The 18,470-nt window shown below is 41.7% G+C and carries 14 protein-coding genes and 2 pseudogenes; 6 read left to right on the forward strand and 10 right to left on the reverse strand.

Features of this window, described 5'->3' with window-relative positions; all coding sequences use genetic code 11:
- Positions 1–219: a hypothetical protein gene (locus tag PUQ00_RS00785; protein ID WP_300412192.1), complete on the forward strand. Its 219-nt coding sequence runs from the start codon at positions 1–3 to the stop codon at positions 217–219.
- Between the two features lie 105 nt (positions 220–324).
- Positions 325–1,494 (forward strand): pyridoxal phosphate-dependent aminotransferase, encoded by a 1,170-nt coding sequence (locus PUQ00_RS00790; RefSeq protein ID WP_300412194.1) that lies wholly within the window; start codon positions 325–327, stop codon positions 1,492–1,494.
- A gap of 293 nt (positions 1,495–1,787) precedes the next feature.
- On the opposite strand, the gene PUQ00_RS00795 is transcribed toward PUQ00_RS00790, so the two are convergent.
- The gene (locus PUQ00_RS00795) at positions 1,788–2,261 is read right to left on the reverse strand and encodes a hypothetical protein (protein WP_300412196.1); all 474 of its coding nucleotides are present in this window, start codon (positions 2,259–2,261) and stop codon (positions 1,788–1,790) included.
- Positions 2,262–3,048: 787 nt separating this feature from the next.
- Between PUQ00_RS00795 and PUQ00_RS00800 the strand changes: the two genes are divergently transcribed.
- Complete coding sequence (locus PUQ00_RS00800; protein WP_300412198.1) at positions 3,049–4,248, forward strand: Coenzyme F420 hydrogenase/dehydrogenase, beta subunit C-terminal domain; 1,200 nt, start codon at positions 3,049–3,051, stop codon at positions 4,246–4,248.
- A 134-nt stretch (positions 4,249–4,382) separates the two neighbouring features.
- Here PUQ00_RS00800 and PUQ00_RS00805 read toward each other — a convergent pair whose 3' ends face one another.
- The 6 genes from PUQ00_RS00805 to PUQ00_RS00830 all read right to left on the reverse strand — a co-directional run bounded on the left by PUQ00_RS00805 (position 4,383) and on the right by PUQ00_RS00830 (position 9,717).
- Positions 4,383–4,793: a hypothetical protein gene (locus tag PUQ00_RS00805; RefSeq protein ID WP_300412200.1), complete on the reverse strand. Its 411-nt coding sequence runs from the start codon at positions 4,791–4,793 to the stop codon at positions 4,383–4,385.
- 290 nt (positions 4,794–5,083) lie between these two features.
- The gene (locus PUQ00_RS00810; protein ID WP_300412202.1) at positions 5,084–6,037 is read right to left on the reverse strand and encodes an alcohol dehydrogenase catalytic domain-containing protein; all 954 of its coding nucleotides are present in this window, start codon (positions 6,035–6,037) and stop codon (positions 5,084–5,086) included.
- Positions 6,038–6,193: 156 nt separating this feature from the next.
- Complete coding sequence (locus PUQ00_RS00815; RefSeq protein ID WP_300412204.1) at positions 6,194–6,739, reverse strand: hypothetical protein; 546 nt, start codon at positions 6,737–6,739, stop codon at positions 6,194–6,196.
- A 546-nt stretch (positions 6,740–7,285) separates the two neighbouring features.
- Positions 7,286–8,308: an alcohol dehydrogenase catalytic domain-containing protein gene (locus PUQ00_RS00820; RefSeq protein ID WP_300412385.1), complete on the reverse strand. Its 1,023-nt coding sequence runs from the start codon at positions 8,306–8,308 to the stop codon at positions 7,286–7,288.
- Positions 8,309–8,405: 97 nt separating this feature from the next.
- Positions 8,406–8,591: a hypothetical protein gene (locus PUQ00_RS00825; protein ID WP_300412206.1), complete on the reverse strand. Its 186-nt coding sequence runs from the start codon at positions 8,589–8,591 to the stop codon at positions 8,406–8,408.
- A 61-nt stretch (positions 8,592–8,652) separates the two neighbouring features.
- Positions 8,653–9,717, reverse strand: a complete 1,065-nt coding sequence (locus PUQ00_RS00830) for a glycosyltransferase family 4 protein (protein WP_300412208.1) — start codon at positions 9,715–9,717, stop codon at positions 8,653–8,655.
- Between the two features lie 459 nt (positions 9,718–10,176).
- Between PUQ00_RS00830 and xth the strand changes: the two genes are divergently transcribed.
- The gene (xth, locus tag PUQ00_RS00835) at positions 10,177–10,959 is read left to right on the forward strand and encodes an exodeoxyribonuclease III (protein ID WP_300412210.1); all 783 of its coding nucleotides are present in this window, start codon (positions 10,177–10,179) and stop codon (positions 10,957–10,959) included.
- A 266-nt stretch (positions 10,960–11,225) separates the two neighbouring features.
- On the opposite strand, the gene PUQ00_RS00840 is transcribed toward xth, so the two are convergent.
- Together PUQ00_RS00840 and PUQ00_RS00845 are read right to left on the reverse strand one after the other, a co-directional pair.
- Positions 11,226–12,320: a T3SS effector HopA1 family protein gene (locus PUQ00_RS00840; protein ID WP_300412387.1), complete on the reverse strand. Its 1,095-nt coding sequence runs from the start codon at positions 12,318–12,320 to the stop codon at positions 11,226–11,228.
- 43 nt (positions 12,321–12,363) lie between these two features.
- Complete coding sequence (locus PUQ00_RS00845) at positions 12,364–13,623, reverse strand: aminoglycoside phosphotransferase family protein (protein ID WP_300412212.1); 1,260 nt, start codon at positions 13,621–13,623, stop codon at positions 12,364–12,366.
- 821 nt (positions 13,624–14,444) lie between these two features.
- On the opposite strand from PUQ00_RS00845, the pseudogene PUQ00_RS00850 reads away from it, so the two are divergent.
- Positions 14,445–14,840, forward strand: a pseudogene (locus PUQ00_RS00850) (DUF1016 N-terminal domain-containing protein); the annotation flags it as partial.
- Between the two features lie 93 nt (positions 14,841–14,933).
- A pseudogene (locus PUQ00_RS00855) lies at positions 14,934–15,049 on the forward strand (type I-D CRISPR-associated protein Cas5/Csc1); the annotation flags it as partial.
- Between the two features lie 73 nt (positions 15,050–15,122).
- On the opposite strand, the gene dpdE reads toward PUQ00_RS00855, so the two are convergent.
- On the reverse strand, positions 15,123–18,434 hold the full coding sequence (gene dpdE, locus PUQ00_RS00860) for a protein DpdE (protein ID WP_300412214.1): 3,312 nt from the start codon (positions 18,432–18,434) through the stop codon (positions 15,123–15,125).
- Positions 18,435–18,470 lie beyond the last annotated feature (36 nt).

Raw genomic sequence — 18,470 nt, forward strand, 5'->3', positions numbered from 1 at the left:
ATGTTCATTGATGAATTGTCACCTATAGTCAGAGAACTTATCCAGCATCCAGTCTCATTTGTGGGTGGATTATTCTCTGGTGTGCTTCGGCTCAATCTTGCAGACGATCCCGTTAAAGGCTGGCTGGATAAGCAGATCCGCTCAAATAGTTACACCAGCACCATAATAGACGCACATAACGGCAAAGCTAATGGCCCTCAGCAGATTTCGATTGACTAAATTTTTGGGCGATCACAAATCCGGTTAATCATTTTGCTGAAGTACCTACACTGTACCGTTCCGCAGGAAAGGTCAGTGTAGGCTTCCAGCGTCACTTAAGGAAATATGGAATCCCTAACCTCTCGTATGCAGGGGGTACAGTCGCCAATTATTCCTGTGGTTGGGGAACTGATTAAAAACTCTCCTGGAACAATCTCTCTAGGACAAGGTGTTGTTTATTACAACCCACCACCGGAAGCCAGAGAATTTTTAGCCAAATTCTTCGCCGAACCCGCTAATAATTTATACAAATCAGTTGCAGGAATTCCTCCGTTGCTGACAGCACTTGCAGGAAAATTGTCAGCCTTCAACGGCATTGAAATCAATGAGGAAAACTGTATTGTTGTGACGGCGGGGAGCAATATGGGATTTATGAATGCCATTCTGGCGATCACTAACCCAGGCGATGAAATTATTCTGAATACGCCCTACTATTTCAACCACGAAATGGCGATCGCAATGGCTGGTTGTCGTCCGGTGTTAGTGGCGACGGATGAAAATTACCAACTGCGAAAAGATGCGATCGCTCAAGCAATTACTCCCAAAACACGGGCTGTGGTCACAATTTCACCGAATAATCCGACTGGAGTTGTCTATTCAGAAACAGCATTGCGCCAAGTAAATCAAATTTGTGGTATGCACGGCATTTACCACATCAGCGATGAAGCCTATGAATACTTTACCTATAACGGGGTAAAACACGTTTTTCCTGGTGCATTTGGGAGAAATAGTGAGTACACTATTTCTCTGTTTAGCCTTTCCAAAGCATACGGTTTTGCCAGTTGGCGTATTGGCTATATGGTGATTCCCAAACACCTACTTGTTGCCGTCAAAAAAGTCCAGGATACAATTTTGATTTGTCCGCCAGTAATTTCTCAATATGCAGCTTTAGGGGCATTGCAAGCAAAAGAGGAGTATTTGAAGAGTCATATAGGTGCAATCGGTCAAGTGCGGCAAGTAGTACTCGACTCCCTTAACCGCCTCCAAGGTTTATGTAGCATTACACCCGCCAATGGCGCTTTCTATTTTTTCCTGAAAGTTAATACCCAGATGGATGCTTTTGAGTTAGTTAAAAGACTAATAGAGGAACATAAAGTAGCAGTCATTCCAGGTACAACCTTTGGCATGGATGATGGATGCTACCTACGTGTTGCCTATGGTGCGCTGCAAAAAGAGACGGCAAAAGAAGGTATAGAAAGATTAGTGCAAGGTTTACAAACCATCGTTAGGAGTTAAGAGTCTAGGACTAGCCCTCAGGCAACTTTATCAAACTTTGAACTTGGCTGCTGAGGATGTCATAAATGATGCGGAAACATCTCAACTTGAAGCAATTATTATTTAACCATCTTTAGAAGCATAATATCGGAAACAGCAACAAGAGGCAGAAAACATGGTTACTTATGGAGATTGAGGAGAAACGAACCACAGAGGCGCAGAGAACGCTGAGGAAGAGAGAAGAGGTGCGACAGATTTTTAAACAGTGAAAGCCCTTCGATAAGTTTACCAAAGGGCTAAAAAGAATATTTGTCCTAGAGGTGCTGTGCAAAGTTTAAATTTAAGCTTGCACAACTCTTGTAATCAAATAAATTCAAGGGGTTTGGTTCACTGTGGTTAAGAGCTTTCCATGCGCCGTATCCAACATAGCCAACTGTTGCTGTTGCAGCTAATGGAAGCAATACCGGAGCTGCTACGGCTGATCCAACCGCAGTTAAAGTTCCAGTCGCTGCCGTTACTACTGCTGATCCAACCGCAGCCCCTGCCCCTGCTAGAACTGCTGTGTGTCCCGTAGCAATCAGCGTTACCGCGCTGCCCGAAGCCATCCCACCAACAAACGCCGCAAGATTTCCACAGTTACTGCCTGACTCACAGTTGAAAAATATCACATTTCCTATTGTTGCTGCCTGAGCTGGAGCAGGTGAAATCGTCAGAGCGCTAGTCACTATGAGCAGTGTAAATAACCAAAGTGAAATTAGTCTTTTGGCATTCTGAAATATACATTGCATGGCAGTTGTGTCTTAATTTTAATGTTGATAGCTTACTTAAGCTAACTACCTTATATTAAGTAACGAATTTTACGATACCATCAGGAATTTCCGCAAATATTTAAAACTCTTCTTAGGTTAGTTGAGAAAATATACCCAAGAAAAACTAAATAATTATACCTAAAAATCCAATAATTATCTCTATCGTGCTTGAGTGATCTGCTCCCGTTGTTGATGCCCAGGCAGGAATTGGTAAAATTGTCGAAGCGATAGTAAATACAAGTAGCGTAAATAGGATCAAAGAAATTAGTCTTTTCGTACTTGGAAATATGTTTTGCATAGCAGCTATTATCTTAATCTAGTATTGATAAATTACTAAGACAATCTAACGTTAAAAAACAATACATCAACACGGCTTTCTGATATATCAGATGGTAATTATGAAAGTTCTATTTTTCCGTTCTTATACACTCCTTCAATGGATTGCAACATTAGTATGTACCAAATTTGTACTCATATAAATTATAAAGTTAATACTAAACAGATGCCGATTTGCTTAAAAACATCAAATTTTGGGGCTGCACTGGCGCGATCGCGTGTGCGTTGCTTCCCCATGTTCCAGCTGATCAGCTAACACACGCAAAGCTAATGCTTATTCTCGTGTCTACCCGTAAACCAGTACACCAGGAAAACCAATCACTTCAGCTTATTGCGTCCATTCTCTTCGTTGTTCAATATCTATCGTAAAGTTCATAGCCACTGAAGGTATTGTAATAAAAGCGATTACTGGATAAAACAAAAAATTTATATGACCTCAGTTGATTCTAGCAAGCACAAAAAAGCTAAAGCCCTCAAACCTACCAGCCGCCGCCCTGCTAAAGAACTCTGTAGCGAGTGCGGACTATGCGATACATACTATATTCATTATGTCAAGGAAGCCTGCGCTTTTATTAATCAGCAGATCGGCGAACTTGAAGCAGAAACGCACACGCGATCGCGCCATCTCGACAACCCTGATGAACTCTACTTTGGTGTTCACCAAGACATGATAGCGGCGCGAAAACAGCAACCAATCGCAGGCGCACAATGGACGGGTATTGTTAGCAGCATTGCCATTGAAATGCTCAATCGCGGCTTAGTTGAAGGTGTGGTCTGCGTACAAAACACCAAAGAAGACCGGTTTCAACCCATGCCCATTATCGCCCGGACTCCAGAAGAAATACTAGCAGCGCGGGTAAATAAACCAACACTTTCGCCCAATCTTTCCGTATTGGAACAGGTGGAAAAATCGGGGATGAAGCGACTGTTGGTAATTGGTGTTGGTTGCCAAATCCAGGCATTACGAGCCGTAGAAAAACAACTTGGCTTAGAAAAACTCTATGTTTTGGGTACGCCCTGCGTAGATAATGTTAACCGCGCCGGACTGCAAAAATTCTTAGAAACCACCAGCCGATCGCCTGATACAGTTGTGCATTATGAGTTCATGCAAGACTTCCGGGTTCACTTCAAACATGAAGATGGCTTATCAGAAACTGTGCCTTTCTTTGGCTTGAAGACCAACCAACTTAAAGATGTCTTTGCCCCATCCTGTATGAGTTGCTTTGATTACGTCAACTCCCTAGCAGATTTAGTCGTTGGCTACATGGGCGCACCCTTTGGCTGGCAATGGATTGTAGTCAGAAATGACACTGGTAAGGAAATGCTAGATTTGGTAAAAGACCAGTTAGACACTCAACCAGTGATGTCTAAAGGGAATCGTAAGGAAGCTGTACAGCAAAGTATTCCCGCTTACGATAAAGGCGTTACCCTCCCGATGTGGGCAGCAAAACTCATGGGTGTGGTCATCGAAAAAATCGGCCCCAAAGGTCTAGAATATGCGCGGTTTTCCATTGATTCTCACTTTACTCGGAACTATTTATATGTGAAGCGGAATCATCCAGAGAAATTAGAAGCGCACGTTCCAGAGTTTGCCAAGCGTATTGTTGAGCAATATAAGTTACCAGAATAGGTTTCGCGTTTGTGTGAAATATATCTGAGCCTGCTTTTGCAGGCTTTTTTGTCTAGTGGCAAACTTATATACTAAATAGTAAAAGCTTATTTGTAATTTTTGGCTGAGGCACACGACTTAATATTTAGTAATTATTAAGACTGCTGAGAAGCTAATCGCTTACGGGCTAGAGTAACTGCTTTGACATTTTCGGTAATTATAGCTACTTGACCACATAATCCAACTAGATTACCTATTCTTTCCGTTTTTCTAGGATCTTTTTCATCGTATGAAGCTATACCTATTATAAAAGCAGTGACAAATACATATCCAAGAATTTTCAGATTATTTACTCCTCTGTTGAGATAAATCATGGTAGCAAGGGGAATAAAAAATGTTAACACACCAGCAACGACAGGGCTTTTTTGTGCTAGTTCTTCAGTTCTGCTTATATCTCTTTTAGTGGGGACGAAAGGATTCCAAGGAGAATTTGGGGTTTGATTTTGATTAAAGTCAGTTGTCATTTTTTTGTTAATACTTTTAACAGCCAAGTAGTTAGCTTGCATACCTCAATAGTTCAACAAAAACATCATTCTTGGCTTCAGAGTCAACACGGTTTTTATTTACAAGTTTTTGTAAGATAGAAAGTAAAATTACTGAGGAGGATTTCAATTATTTACATCATGTTTCAAAGTAGCAAATAATTGCAAAATTCTCACTCATACCGTATGGGGTGCAATGACTGTAGGAATCATAATTAAAAAGTTCTGCGATCGCCTTGGACTTCGGCAACCGCAGTTATGCTGAGAAAAATCAATCTATATATATTTCACCTCGACAGGGCTACACCCAATCCCTAACCAATCTCTAACAATATCTTCAAAACACCGCGACTCTGAGCGTGTTCAAAAGCTGCAAGCCCTTCAATCAGGGGGTAGGTAGCATGAATCAGGGGTTGCACGTCAACTTGTCCTGTAGCTAGTAGCTGGAGGGCTGGAGCAAAGGGACCACAACGGGAGCCGATGAGGGTGATTTCATCCACTACTAAAGAAGAAGCATCCAGGCTGAGGTTGCCAGCATAAGTACTTTTAAGCACTAATGTGCCACGAGGACGTAGGGCACGACGGGCGATCGCAAATCCTTCTGGGTTGCCAGTACATTCTACTGAGATATCGAAATATCCATCTGTAACAGCGTCGGCTAGACTCGTTTTTATTCCGCGTGCCTCTAAGTTAGCTAGTTTGTCTTGATGACGTCCCACAGCTAAGAGTTCACAGCCAGTTAGGGCTAGTGTCTGGGCTACCAACTGCCCTAGTTTACCATCTCCAACTACTAGCACCCGGTCATTTGGATGCAATGGTACTTGCTGCTGAATTTCCAAAGCTGCTGCTAAAGGTTCAGTAAAAGTTGCTACTTCTGTTGGCACATTATCAGGTACTATATGCAGGTTTTCCACCGGCAAACAGAGATATTCACCAAAGGCTCCATGACGGTTGACAATACCCAGAACTGTGCGATTTTCGCAGTGAGTTGGTTGTCCGCTGCGACAAAACCGACAATGCCCACACACAGCGTTGATTTCTCCAACTACACGTTGGTTAACTAAGTGTTCTGGCCCTTGTTCGACGATGCCGACAAATTCATGACCTAAAATACCACGGTAAGGATAGTAGCCTCTGAGTAGTTCCAGATCAGTGTTACAGATACCTGCACGCAAGACACGTACCAAGGCTTCTCCCGGTGGTGGTTCAGGAATGGCAATATCTGTGCGTAATTGCAACTGGTTGTTTTCGAGCCAAAGTCCTTTCATTTTTCTTCACATCTTTTGCTTAATATTTTGTCATACTATTTTCAAAAATCTTTGCAACATAATCAATCGGCTGTAGGGGCGTACATCTGTTGTATATGAGTGTCAACCTAACATTAGGCGATCGCTTTTTGATCTAGCGGTTTAGCACTACCTAGCCTACCAAGGAGTTGCAGCAGGTTGGTCATTAATGTTAATCCAATAGCGGGTACAACGTGCTAAACCGTTTATATCGCCATAGGCTTCTGCCCAGAAACCCCATCCAATACCATCATGGAATTCTGCCATCCGATATCCAGAGGTACCACGAAGGATTTGTCCTACCTGATCGCATATATTGTCTGCAACTGCTTGAGACGTTAATTGCTTCCCTTGGATATTGGGAATTACCAAGACTGTACCACCAGACCAAGCGAAAAATCCACTGTAACCGAGCGGCAGACCTACTGGTGCGGGAGCGTTTGTCTTTTTAAAGCAGAGCAGTGAGCGATATTCGTTAACACTAGTGTCGCCTTCATAAGGATTAGTACCACCAGGTTGACCATTATCCGAACCGAACAAAACATAGGTTTTGGAGTTAATCACTAAAGGTTTTCCTAACACTTTCCAGGTCAGTGCCTTCGGGTTGGCTTGAGCGGCGGAAATTAAGACAGTTATTATTAGTCCAATTGTTGCGATACTCGTTGCGAAGATTTTGTTGAACATGGTCTTTTTTTAGGGACTTCCAAATACAAAAATATCCCAAAACTGACGCAAAATTCTCTCTATTTCTCTTCTCTCTGTGTTCTCTGTGTCTCTGTGGTTCGTTTCTTTGAATAATTTATTTCTTGGAAGTCCCTTACCTTAAACAATGCCAGATTTAAAATTACAATAAACTAAGTAATTTCTCAGACATTTTATTTTTATATTATAAAAATTAATACTTAACGTGAGTTTGAGGGACTAAAAAACAGGAGGAGTAAAAGCAGGTAAGTGTTTAGGGTACATATCAAGTTAGGGTTTTATAGGCAATTAAGACTGCCATTGTTATTTCGGCGTTCGCATTTGCTATTTCGGCGTTCGCATTTGCTATTTCGGCGTTCGCATTTGCTATTTCGGCGACTTCATTTGTTATATCAGCGACCTCATTTGTTATATCAGCGACCTCATTTGTTATATCGGCGATGTCTACGGCTGGCTACGCCTACGCATTTGTTATATCGCTAAAGTTTCTGGCAATGTTTCCTTCCTCCTACCTTTGTTTGTAAAAAACTAAGGAATCATTGCCACCTTAATAACCTGACGCGCCTTCATCTCACAAAACACCTGTTCTAAATCTTTTAACGATCGCTGTTCACTAATAAGTAACTCAAAGGGAATTTTGCGACTAGCAATCAGTGCAAGGGCCTCCCGTACATACTTTGGTGTATTATGAAATACGCCTTTAATAGTCAGTTCGCTGTAGTGTAACTGTTCTGTATTAACAGTAATGCTGGTATCCCGTGGACATCCACCGAATAAGTTGACTGTTGCACCAGGACGGGCGCAAGCGATCGCAGTTTCCCAAACACTTGGGACACCAGTGGCTTCAATCACTACATCTGCGCCCCATCCTTGAGTGAGTTCTTTCACCACACTGGGAATATCTGGGATTTGATGATAATTAAAGGTCTGGATTGCACCTAATTTTTGACCAATTTCTAGCCTGTGGTTATTACCTCCCCACAGCAAAACCTCAGCTTTCTCACTCAAAGCCGCCACAAACATCAGCCCGATCGCCCCATCTCCTAAGAGGACTACTCGATCTTTGGCTTTGACATCAGAACGGGCTACACCATGTAACACACAAGCTAAGGGTTCCGTCATGGCTGCCAATTCCCACGGCAACTCATCGGGAATCTGCAATAAATTATGCTGTACTATCGGTGCGGGAATTTTTAGGTATTCTGCAAAAGTACCATTATTCCAGGTTAAATTTGGACATAATGAATACTCTTGGCGTTGACAGAAAAAGCACCGGCAGCAGGGGGCGGAATTATTCGCGACAATGCGATCGCCTACTTGCCAATCAGTCACACCTGCACCCAAGGCAACTATTCGCCCAGCAGCTTCGTGACCAAATAGCGACGGCGGTTTCAGCATCTTGGCATGACCACCACGCCCCCAGACTTTCAAATCTGTACCACAAGTTGTTGCTACCCCCACCTGGATCACAACTTCGCCAGCCGCCGGAGTGGGGTCAGCAACTTCCTCTAAGCGTAAATCTTCTTGACCATAAAGTAAGGCTGCTAACAAAATTTGAAACCTATGAATTAGCTCCATCCGATTTTATCAGTTGGAGCTAATTCATAAGTGTAAACTCGATTTCTATTAGGCTTTATATGTCAAAAAACTAGGTATTCACCACTGGCTGGGATACTACTCCGGTGTTCCGGGTTTCCAGATTAGGCAAACGAGTAGCTGTTAATAGCGGTACTTCTTGCCGGCACGACAGGCAAAACCAATATAGTTCACCATGACGGGCATGACGCAGCAGGGAACCACCGCAACATGGGCAGGTGTTGGTTCTCGTACTCATACCAATGTGCTCCTTAAAAAAAGTTATTGTTTAAGCTGGATAAAAAAGCAGTTGATTAAAACTAGATTTTGGCAGCATGAATGCGTCCATTCGATTCTATGCGGTCTTTAATAATTTGTCTGTAAATAGCTTCATATCCGTTAACCATTTGGCTAACGCTAAAGTTGTTTTCCACATATTTTCGACAGGTTTGACGATTTAGTTCTAAAGCTAGTGGAATCATTGCCGCCATTTCTGCATAACTTTTGCAGATAAAACCTGTTCTATTGTGGGCAATTACTTCCGGCACGGAACCGAAATTCATGGCAATCACTGGTGTACCAGTTGCCATTGATTCAATCATTACTAACCCAAAAGGTTCTTGCCAGTTAATAGGGAAAAGAGTTATGGCAGCATTGCCCAGAAGTTCAGCCTTTTCGGCGTGGCTAATTTCGCCTAAATATTCAATTTGCTGACCATCAATAAGGGGGGCAATCTCTTGTTCAAAAAACTTCAAGTCTGCTAGATCAATCTTTCCTGCTATCTTCAAGCGCCAACCACTCTGTTTTGCAATAGCGATCGCATGTTGTGGCCCTTTCTCTGGCGACAAACGCCCTAAAAAGGCCAAATATGGAGGTTCTGACGGTTGGGCTACGAATGGGTAATCTGCTAGCTCAATTCCGTTATAAACCGTGCCAATATAATTGAGATCGATTTGACGCTGAGAGTTACTAATGCTGACGTATGGTTGCTTTTGGTGGTAGCTAAATGCGTGACGGTTGTCGGTTGTAAAGTTACCGTGCAGTGTGTGGACTGTAGAAGTTGCTGTTATCAAACTCGCTAAAGCTAATGCCGAAATCCCTACATGAGAATGGATAATATCGAATTGGGCAGCACTTTGGTAAACTTGGCTCAATTCCAGCATTTCGTACACTGCATACTCTTTGACATTTCGGTCTAAGCGCAATGCCTGCGAATAAACTGCTTCTAAGTGAGCTAAAGTTTGAGAATCGCCAGAGGCAAACAAAGTTACCTGATGACCGCGACGAACAAGTTCATCAGTCAAGCGACTCACTACCAGTTCTATTCCTCCATAGTTAGGAGGTGGAACCCTTTCCCATAAGGGGGCGACTTGAGCGATTTTCATAAGTTGTTTTGGTTCAGTCGATGAAATTGTCCTGTATATAATGAGCTACATCATTATATTATGAGGAAAGAGCATTTCTACTTACTCTTTTGACATTTAAATTAACCTAACAGGCTAACAAAAGCGCAATAACAGTTAACCGTACCGCAAATTTTCTCCCGACAAATCTAATGGACTATCAGCAAAACTCAACCTGTAGTTACACTTATAAGCCTATAGCTAATCTATTACTTGTTGCATCTGTCTTGGGGATCATAATGAAGTAGAATATTTTGTAGCAGAATTTACAAAATTGAATATTTTGTAGCTGAGAATACTAAAAAACTGAATGGGATCAAGTGATTAAAGCTTTGTTTAAACGTAATTGGCAAATGGAACAGAAATTATAAGTGTTAAGTAATTGTACAAAAATTACATAACGTGTAATTAGTAATTTACAAAAATTCTGACAACTAACAGATGAAAATCGCTACTTGGAACGTCAACTCAATTCGCACTCGCCTCGAACAGGTTATCGATTGGTTAACCCTGAATCCTGTTGATGTTCTCTGCTTACAAGAAACGAAAGTTGTGGATACCGAGTTTCCGCGATCGCCTTTTGAGCAGTTAGGCTATAACCTTTATATGTCAGGACAAAAATCTTATAACGGTGTCGCCCTGATTAGTCGCCAGCCGCTCCAAGACGTAAGTAGCGGGTTTCGGGCGATTTTGCCCGATTTACACCACGAATGGGATGAGCAAAAGCGGGTGATTACAGGTGTAATTGATGGTGTTCGGATTGTGAACTTATATGTTCCCAATGGCGCAGCAGTCGGAACTGAAAAATACGAATACAAACTGCGCTGGTTGACAGCGTTACACGAGTATTTGCGGTTGCTCGTGCTGTCAGAACCGGCAATTTGTGTGTGCGGAGACTTCAACATCGCACTGGAAGACAAGGATATTCACGAGCAAGTCAGTACAGAAAATCACATTATGGCAACAGAAGCAGAGCGCCAAGCCTTACGGGCTATTCTGACACTGGGATTTGCCGATGCTTTTCGCAAATTCACCACAGAAGGCGGAAATTTTAGCTGGTGGGATTATCGCGCCGCCGCCTTCCGTCGCAACTTAGGTTGGCGGATTGACCATCACTATCTCACACCCGTGATATATGAGCGTGCTAAAAGTTGCATCATCGATGTCGCACCCAGAAAATTAACCCAACCCAGCGACCATGTGCCGGTAATTGTGGAATTTTAAATTGGGCATGGGGCATGGGGCATTGGGCATTGGGCATTGGGACTTAGACAAAAAACACCCACAAAAGAGCCTCAAATGTATATATAGAAAGACTTCGATATCGTTTTGGTTACTTTATTCATATATCTGGGTTTGGGCTATTTTTGAGTATTTGGTGTATTTCCTTTACTCTGCATGGGTTTAAGGCTTGTTTCTACCTCAAAAAGGTTTAAGTCCCGTTAGGTATTCTTTCCCCCCACTCCCCACTCCCCACTCCCCACTCCCCATCAATTTAACGGCTTATATATATCCTCAGAACTGGGATTAAGATAAGGACGCTGCAAATCTATTGAGTGTCGTGCAAAGTGTTGGTCAATAACCCTCATCCGTTCCTCCATCGCATTCTTACCTTTTTGCCAAGCTTCCAATAAAGCATTAGCGACAATTTGACAACGGTTCATCCCAAAACTTTCTTGTGCTGCAAATTTTTGGATTGGTTCTTCAGCTAAACCTAATCCCGGTGCTAAAAATTTGGTAAACAAGGGAATTTCGGGCTGGAAATGGGATTGATTTTCTGGATAAATAACCTGAAGGATTGTGCGGATTGCTGGATAGTCGGGGAGTTCAAAGTAGAGTAGCCCCGAATCATAGCGTCCGTATGCAGAAGGGTTGTGGAGAACCTGAAAGCTAAAGGGAATCGAGGCTGCATTCAATCGCAGTGTCAGGCTTTCTATGAGAGCGATCGCACCAGATGCCGTAAAATTAAAGTAAATTCGCCCTGCTCCCAAATCAGCATCGGGGTTCCTCTGGCGTTCTTGTCCAACATTGCTAACTGCCAAGTAACAGCCATTTTGCAGTCGATTTTTGGGCATCCAGATTGCTACCATCTCACCCACTTTGATAGATTTCTTGGTGGATTTTAGATGGCAGTCTGGCTCAACATAAAGTGTTAAACCGCCTTTAGTTACCGCCATAGTACCATCAGGTTCTTTTCGCAACACCTGCCACTGAGGGTCAAAGTAACCTATGCCGTGATTACTGGCGTGCAATTGCTCGTAAAAGTTCCAATCAATCTCCAAAATGGAATTATCTGCTAAATTATGCTTTGGCGGGCAATTAGTACTATCAGTATTGATTGCCAAAGTACTTCGCAGGGAGCCATTGTAATAAATTCCATAGAGAAAGTTTCGCAGCAATAGAGTAAGATACTTCTGTTGTAAATCTACAGAATTTTGCTGAAATCTGTCGGCTATTTTAGTTGGCAGAGCAAAGGGTTGATAATTGGGATGGGAAATACAAAAATTTGACTCAATCTGGATATTCTTAGCAATGTCCAATAGAGAAGTTAACGGTTGATTGATAGTATTTTCTGTATTCTGTATTCTGTATTCTGTGTTGTTCTTCAAATTGTTCTGCCCCCTACCATTAACAACCACGAAGCCGAGTTTTTTCGTAATAAATGCGAAGTAACTGCGGTTCTTTTACAGGTTGAGTAAGTTTCTGGATTTTTGCGACAGTATTCAGGATTTCTGACTCTGATATCCCGAAAATAGTCAGCACAGCTTGCTCAGGCATTGTGAGTAAACTTTTAGCCACTTGGAGCATACAGATGTCAGCATTATTAAAGTATTTACGGCCGGTAATCATATCCTGAATTTGATGAATCAGCGCCAGCCCCGCAAACTGGATAACGCGCAAAATAAAGTCCCTGCGGTATTGCAAAATCATCGGGAAAGCATTTATATAAGCCCTAATTAGGGCAATAATTGAAGGTTGTAAAATCTCTAATGGTGTCAACGCCAGATGTAAAGATTCTTCTAACTCAATGGTGGGGTCTACTACCAGACTATTGAGCCAAGTTCCTAAATAGCTTGCTAGTAAAGTTCCTAAATCAAAGGCTGGGTCTCCCCAAGAACAAGCTGACCAATTAATTAGTCGTACTAGGCAATTGTCTAGTTTCTCCCACCTGGAATGAACCAAAATGTTGTTCAATTTTAGGTCGTTGTGAGTCAAGCAGCAAGGATTCCAGTCAGATGCCAAATCTGCGATCGCTGATTCCAAACTATCGTACTGTTGATAGAGAACATAGAATTTCAGTGCATCCGTGGGAACAGTCCCAAAAATCTCCGGCTCAATTGACCCTACCCCTTGCGCCGGATTGTAAAAGCCATAGCGAAACTCTCCTTGGGGAGCAGTTGCCATAAAATCCTTATATTCTCGGCAGTTGAAGGTTGCACGATGCAGTCCCCCCAAAGTAGTGCCGATGGCAGAAGCAATTTCTTGTGGAAAAATATCATTGTTGTGGTATAAGATCGCAAGCTCTTGATATTCACTCAGGTAATTGCGGACGAGGATAGAATTTTCTTCGTCAAAATGCACTACCAATGGTGCGTAGTTTACCGCCGTAGGCATTGCGGAAATATTGCCAAGAACTGGAAACTGCTGGAGCAACTGGTGAAATAGCCACTCCTGAAACAATTCATGAGGCGGCGCGTCATTGTTCTTAACGTTACGTTCTTGTTTAACGAGCAGTTTGCGATTATCTGCTAGAGTCACTACCAAATCGAAATTGTTCTTACTACTTCCTGGCAACTCAGATTTATCTGATACGCCATTTTCTGAACTGCACAGACCCGCATCTTGCAGATACTTGATCACGTTATGAGAAGACAGTGATAATACCATGTATTATTTCCTACTTCATAAATTACTTAAACTTATCTGTGTCAAATTTGCTTGGTCTTAGCAGTTTTTGGTAGATAGTAACTAATGTGTGAATAACAATAAGCATTTGTACAATCTACTAATATCCCATATTTTGGGTAAAAACCTGCCATAATGGCACCAAGTCTTTTACAATTCCTTTAAAATTTGCTCCTAGATACCGTGACATCTTTACAAATACATCTAGAGTAAATTTTGTGGTTGAGTCTCTTGATGTAGTTCCATCTACTTTTTTGTGGCAAAGAAGCATCTCCAGCAAAAATTTTATACTCAGTAGTCATCGTGAAAGCAGTGAAGAATTTCAGTAATCCTTCGCGATGGGAAGCATGACATTCAACGCTATTATTTTTATTTATCATCACAAAGCCAAAAAAACCGGACTTTTTAGGCAATTAGTCATGATTTTTTTCTTTAATTTTCCGAATTTCTGTCTGAAAACCTTGTGATTACGTCATTTGTGTGACCGACAAATTGTAGATGACTAGAGGCGACGTAGATAACAGCTACATGAGTGTATCTTATGAAACTGCATGACAAACCTCTCCCTGCCTTGAACTCAAGTTCAAGTCTGTCCCTGTTAGACTCGGAGCATCGATGAGACCTTAAGATTAAGTGCCTTTTGTCAATCAGTTAAAATACTCAAAATAGTCTTATTGAAAATGATAATTGTTAAAGGTTTTGACAACTTAAATAGGGGATGAAAAAGTACATGAGTGACTCTAAAACCGTTTAGTTTATGCGCGTCGGCTAACTGGTCATGAATAAGTTAAACCTTTTCCCCTATGAGTAACCCCATTTCAAAGGATTATAGACATTTGCTAATGGAAATAAAACAGCGTATTCGTTCAGCCCAGTACGAAGCACTAAAAGTAGTTAATCGGGAAATGATTAACCTCTACTGGGACATTGGACAGATGATTTTTACCCGACAGCAGGAAGCAGGCTGGGGTCAATCGGTAGTAGAACAGTTAGCAAAAGACTTGCAAGCAGAGTTTCCTGGAATTAGCGGATTTTCTGCCCGTAACATTTGGAGAATGCGGGATTTTTATCTGACTTACCACTCTAAAGAAATTCTGCCACCAATGGTGGCAGAAATTGGGTGGACTCACAATATAGTCATTTTAGAGAAGTGCAAAGATGACCTAGAACGGGAATTTTATATCAGAATAACTCGTAAATTGTGGTTTCAACATTACCTCAAGAATTAAAAAATCAGCTTCCCGCTCCAGAGCAAGTTGCCAAGTTGCTAGAAGGCGTGGAGTAAAAAAACGGAGTTTATACCAAAATATGAGGAGCATTTAACGCCACTCAATCAACAGAATACTTACGTAACTCCGGCGCGATCGCCCAATCATTCTACAATACCTGGAAGTCTGCTAACAACAACTAAGCTGTAGCGCATTTAATTTGCACAACTAGGGCGGGCAAGATGCCCACCCTACAGGAGATTCAAGATAATATCACTCAAATTGTACAAGCGATCGCCCAGATACAACAATGAAACCGACAGAATCAAGCCTGAGAAGCGGTTGACGAATTCCCTCTAGAATCGCTGCATTTAAAGCACTTTCTATCTTCAATTCTTCAGCTAATGTCTGATCCCAACTTTGCTGGTTCAGGCGCAAGCGTAATTGTTCGACTCGATTGTCTAATTTCTTTTCAGCAACTTGAGCAGAACTTTGGCATAAGTGAATAAAATCGGGGCGATTCGAGAGTAATTCCGAAGAAGTGTTACGCACTTGATAGCAAAAATTTTGCCATTTACTAGGGTCAACAAAATCGTCAATAATTCCCAAGCGTTCTTTTGCTAGATTGTAATCTCGTCCTTGATTATTGTTTTTATCTTTATATGGACGTTGCAAAATACTTAAGAGGGCTTTATCCTCAACAACGCGTATTTGCTCATTGCGACCATCAACATAGATAGTTTCTATAATTGGCGGAAATAGAGCATCAACACGTCGCTGCAAGATTTTGAATTGAGAATTATCTAGTTTGTAATCGATTAAAACTTGTTTGGCAATTTTTAAATTTGTCTCGACTACATAATTGAATTGGAAACCGAACCACTCCATCCTTTCTTTAGCATCCCAAGATGTATCAGTGCGCCACATCGCAAAGGCTTCACCTCGATCATCCCAGTTTACATAGTTCAAGAGTGCTTCTACAAATCCTTCCCCAACCCGAAAAAGTTTAATACCAGAATTCTGATTTGCAACTCTGCGATTATAAGTACCGAATTGGTCTAGATAACTCTCAGTAAAACGATTTTTTAACTCATTTATGGGAACCAAGGTTCGCGTTGTCGGTTGATAACGTCGCATCTCTGATGAATCTGGATTATTTTGTCCCCTGAATCCCAGCGCGTCACAAATCCAGCCTTCAATTGCTCGCTTAATTTCTAAATGGCAAGCATCGTAATTATCTAAATCTTGAAAATACTGGGTTGCTATTTCATCGTTAGCGTCAATTTCATCTAGAGTATTTTGTTCACTAATTTTCACTATTTCCGCTTCAATTTGTGACTGAATTGGCTCAATCATCTCTAACAAGCCAGCAGCACTTGATTCAAACAAAACAGTTTCTAATTCTGCAAGTTTCTCATCCACATAAAATTGTAGACTAGCAATTGATTGTTGGAAAATACCAAACCCATCTTTTAATACTTTATACCAAGCATTGTGAGGACTATCTGACAAATAGGGGCCAATCAAGGCACAGGATTGGATGCCAATTTTGCTGCCAATGCGGTCAAGTCTGCCAATTCTCTGTTCTAATTGATTCGGCGACCAAGGAAGGTCAAAATGAATTAACCAATCGGCAAATTGAAGGTTACGTCCTTCTTCTCCAGAGCGATCGCATACTAGAATAAAGCAGTTTGGGTTATTCTTGAACCTATTTATGCCTTCCTCAACCTTGTCTGGTGATTCTCCAAATTGATGGCTGGCTACTGTCTCTACACCAAAGATATTAGACAAATACCGGACAATTTCGGCACAAGTTTGCACAAAACTCGTAAATACAATAAATTTGGGGAGAATATCGCCCGTAATTGGTCTCTTGATTCTCTGCTGTATTCTCGTGATGAATTCGTTTTGATTCTTGCGAATGTTTGCAGGAATTTTGAAATATATACCTAACTGATTCAGCAGCACTGTTTTCAAATTTTCCGTCCGTTCTCCATCCTCTTGAGGTTGACGAATAATTTTTAGTAATGATTGCAGAATCTCTTCTTCCCCTACAAATTTGGGGGTTGTAGTTAATAGGTGAATATCATCTTCTTTAAACTCCTGGATGAGTTTAGAATCAGGTTTACCAGTTAAACGCGCGGCAATTACTTGCTCGAAAATGCCTAACCAAGTACCAGAAGCTAGGAATAACAACAGAAAAATTCGCTGATATTGCTTTTCATGAGGAGCAACACTACGCCATTGATTGATCAGTTCGTGAATATCAAGCGATCGCTCGTCTAAATCATACTCTTCTTTCGGCGTAAAGTTGCGGTCAAAGATCACATCTTCCACCGCAGCGCGACGGTTGCGAAGCATTCGCCGATGTAGTCGATAGATATCGCTGACATGGACGCGAATCGCTTGGACGATTTGCTCTTGCTCAGTCGAATTTGTTTGTAAACAATTTTCTAAATCATCTGCCAACTTCAGTAAATACTTATCCTCAGCAAACAGGTTTCGTAGTTGCTGCAAGTTACTTTTGAGAACAAGAGGCTCTGCACCTTCTTTAAAAGAAAGCAGAAGTTTACCAATTTGCTGACGGCTTTCAACTTTGGCACGAAAACCTGCTAAATCATCAAGTTTGTAGGTTGTCGGGTCCAGCAAATGCAACATGGCCAGAAAATCCTGCTCATGATTGAGAACAGGAGTAGCAGATAATAAAAGTAAGCGATCGCTTTTATGAGCAATATTTTTGCAAGTCTCAAAACGCTGGCGCACTGCTGCATCCTTAGAGGTTGCCATCGCCGCGATGTGATGAGCTTCATCTAAAATTAAGCAACCTATCTTCGCTTTCAGGTTGATTTTATGGATATCTTCAACCGCCAGCACCGCTACCCGTTTGGGAAAATGGGAAATGTAAAACTTGTTTTCTAACTCAGTCTGCCATTGTTTGAGCAAATATTGCGGAACTATGACCACCGCACCTTTTTTTGGCTCATCGAGAAGGAATTGACGCAGAATCGCACCCGCTTCAATGGTTTTTCCCAGTCCCACCTCGTCTGCTAGCAAGTAGCGTTGAATTGGGTCTTCCAGTACCCGCCGGACTACTTCAACTTGGTGAGGAAAAAGATTTATATTTGCCGAAATCAGTCCCGTCATCCCGCGACTCACAGCGCGTTGCTGAATCAAGGATTTCACGAAAGCCAATCTTTTGTCGTGGAAATAGGGCGTTTCGTGACCCTTCATCGCCAGAGTTTGGATGGGGTCAGTGTTGGGTAAATTGCAACGAACGTAAATTTCTTCTTCAGTAACAATTGCAGTTTTCTTATCTGGTAAATCAATTTGATACATTTCTGTGTCTTCATCCCAGATGAAAATTCTGCCAACTAGCCATTTATCCTGGGTTTGGGACTTGACATAGCATCGAGCTTGTGGTTCAAGCTTGACTTGAGAGAGCGAATTTAAAGGTAAAGTTTTTTGGAGACGTTGCCCTATGGAGCAGAAATACTCAACGATTGCATTGGTATCAGATATTTCCGTAACTTTTCCGATACCCAAATAGTTATTTTGGGACTGTACTAATAAACCAAGCTTAATCATAGATCCAGTCCCCTGAAGACACTAAAATAACCTTCC

The organism is Nostoc sp. S13 (assembly GCF_029379315.1).
Taxonomy (GTDB): Bacteria; Cyanobacteriota; Cyanobacteriia; order Cyanobacteriales; family Nostocaceae; genus Nostoc.

Coding starts and splice junctions, on each gene's coding strand:
- PUQ00_RS00785 (WP_300412192.1), top strand. CDS start 1: ATGTTCATTGATGAATTGTCACCTATAGTCAGAGAACTTATCCAGCAT.
- PUQ00_RS00790 (WP_300412194.1), top strand. CDS start 325: ATGGAATCCCTAACCTCTCGTATGCAGGGGGTACAGTCGCCAATTATT.
- PUQ00_RS00795 (WP_300412196.1), bottom strand. CDS start 2,261: ATGCAATGTATATTTCAGAATGCCAAAAGACTAATTTCACTTTGGTTA.
- PUQ00_RS00800 (WP_300412198.1), top strand. CDS start 3,049: ATGACCTCAGTTGATTCTAGCAAGCACAAAAAAGCTAAAGCCCTCAAA.
- PUQ00_RS00805 (WP_300412200.1), bottom strand. CDS start 4,793: ATGCAAGCTAACTACTTGGCTGTTAAAAGTATTAACAAAAAAATGACA.
- PUQ00_RS00810 (WP_300412202.1), bottom strand. CDS start 6,037: ATGAAAGGACTTTGGCTCGAAAACAACCAGTTGCAATTACGCACAGAT.
- PUQ00_RS00815 (WP_300412204.1), bottom strand. CDS start 6,739: ATGTTCAACAAAATCTTCGCAACGAGTATCGCAACAATTGGACTAATA.
- PUQ00_RS00825 (WP_300412206.1), bottom strand. CDS start 8,591: ATGAGTACGAGAACCAACACCTGCCCATGTTGCGGTGGTTCCCTGCTG.
- PUQ00_RS00830 (WP_300412208.1), bottom strand. CDS start 9,717: ATGAAAATCGCTCAAGTCGCCCCCTTATGGGAAAGGGTTCCACCTCCT.
- xth (WP_300412210.1), top strand. CDS start 10,177: ATGAAAATCGCTACTTGGAACGTCAACTCAATTCGCACTCGCCTCGAA.
- PUQ00_RS00845 (WP_300412212.1), bottom strand. CDS start 13,623: ATGGTATTATCACTGTCTTCTCATAACGTGATCAAGTATCTGCAAGAT.
- dpdE (WP_300412214.1), bottom strand. CDS start 18,434: ATGATTAAGCTTGGTTTATTAGTACAGTCCCAAAATAACTATTTGGGT.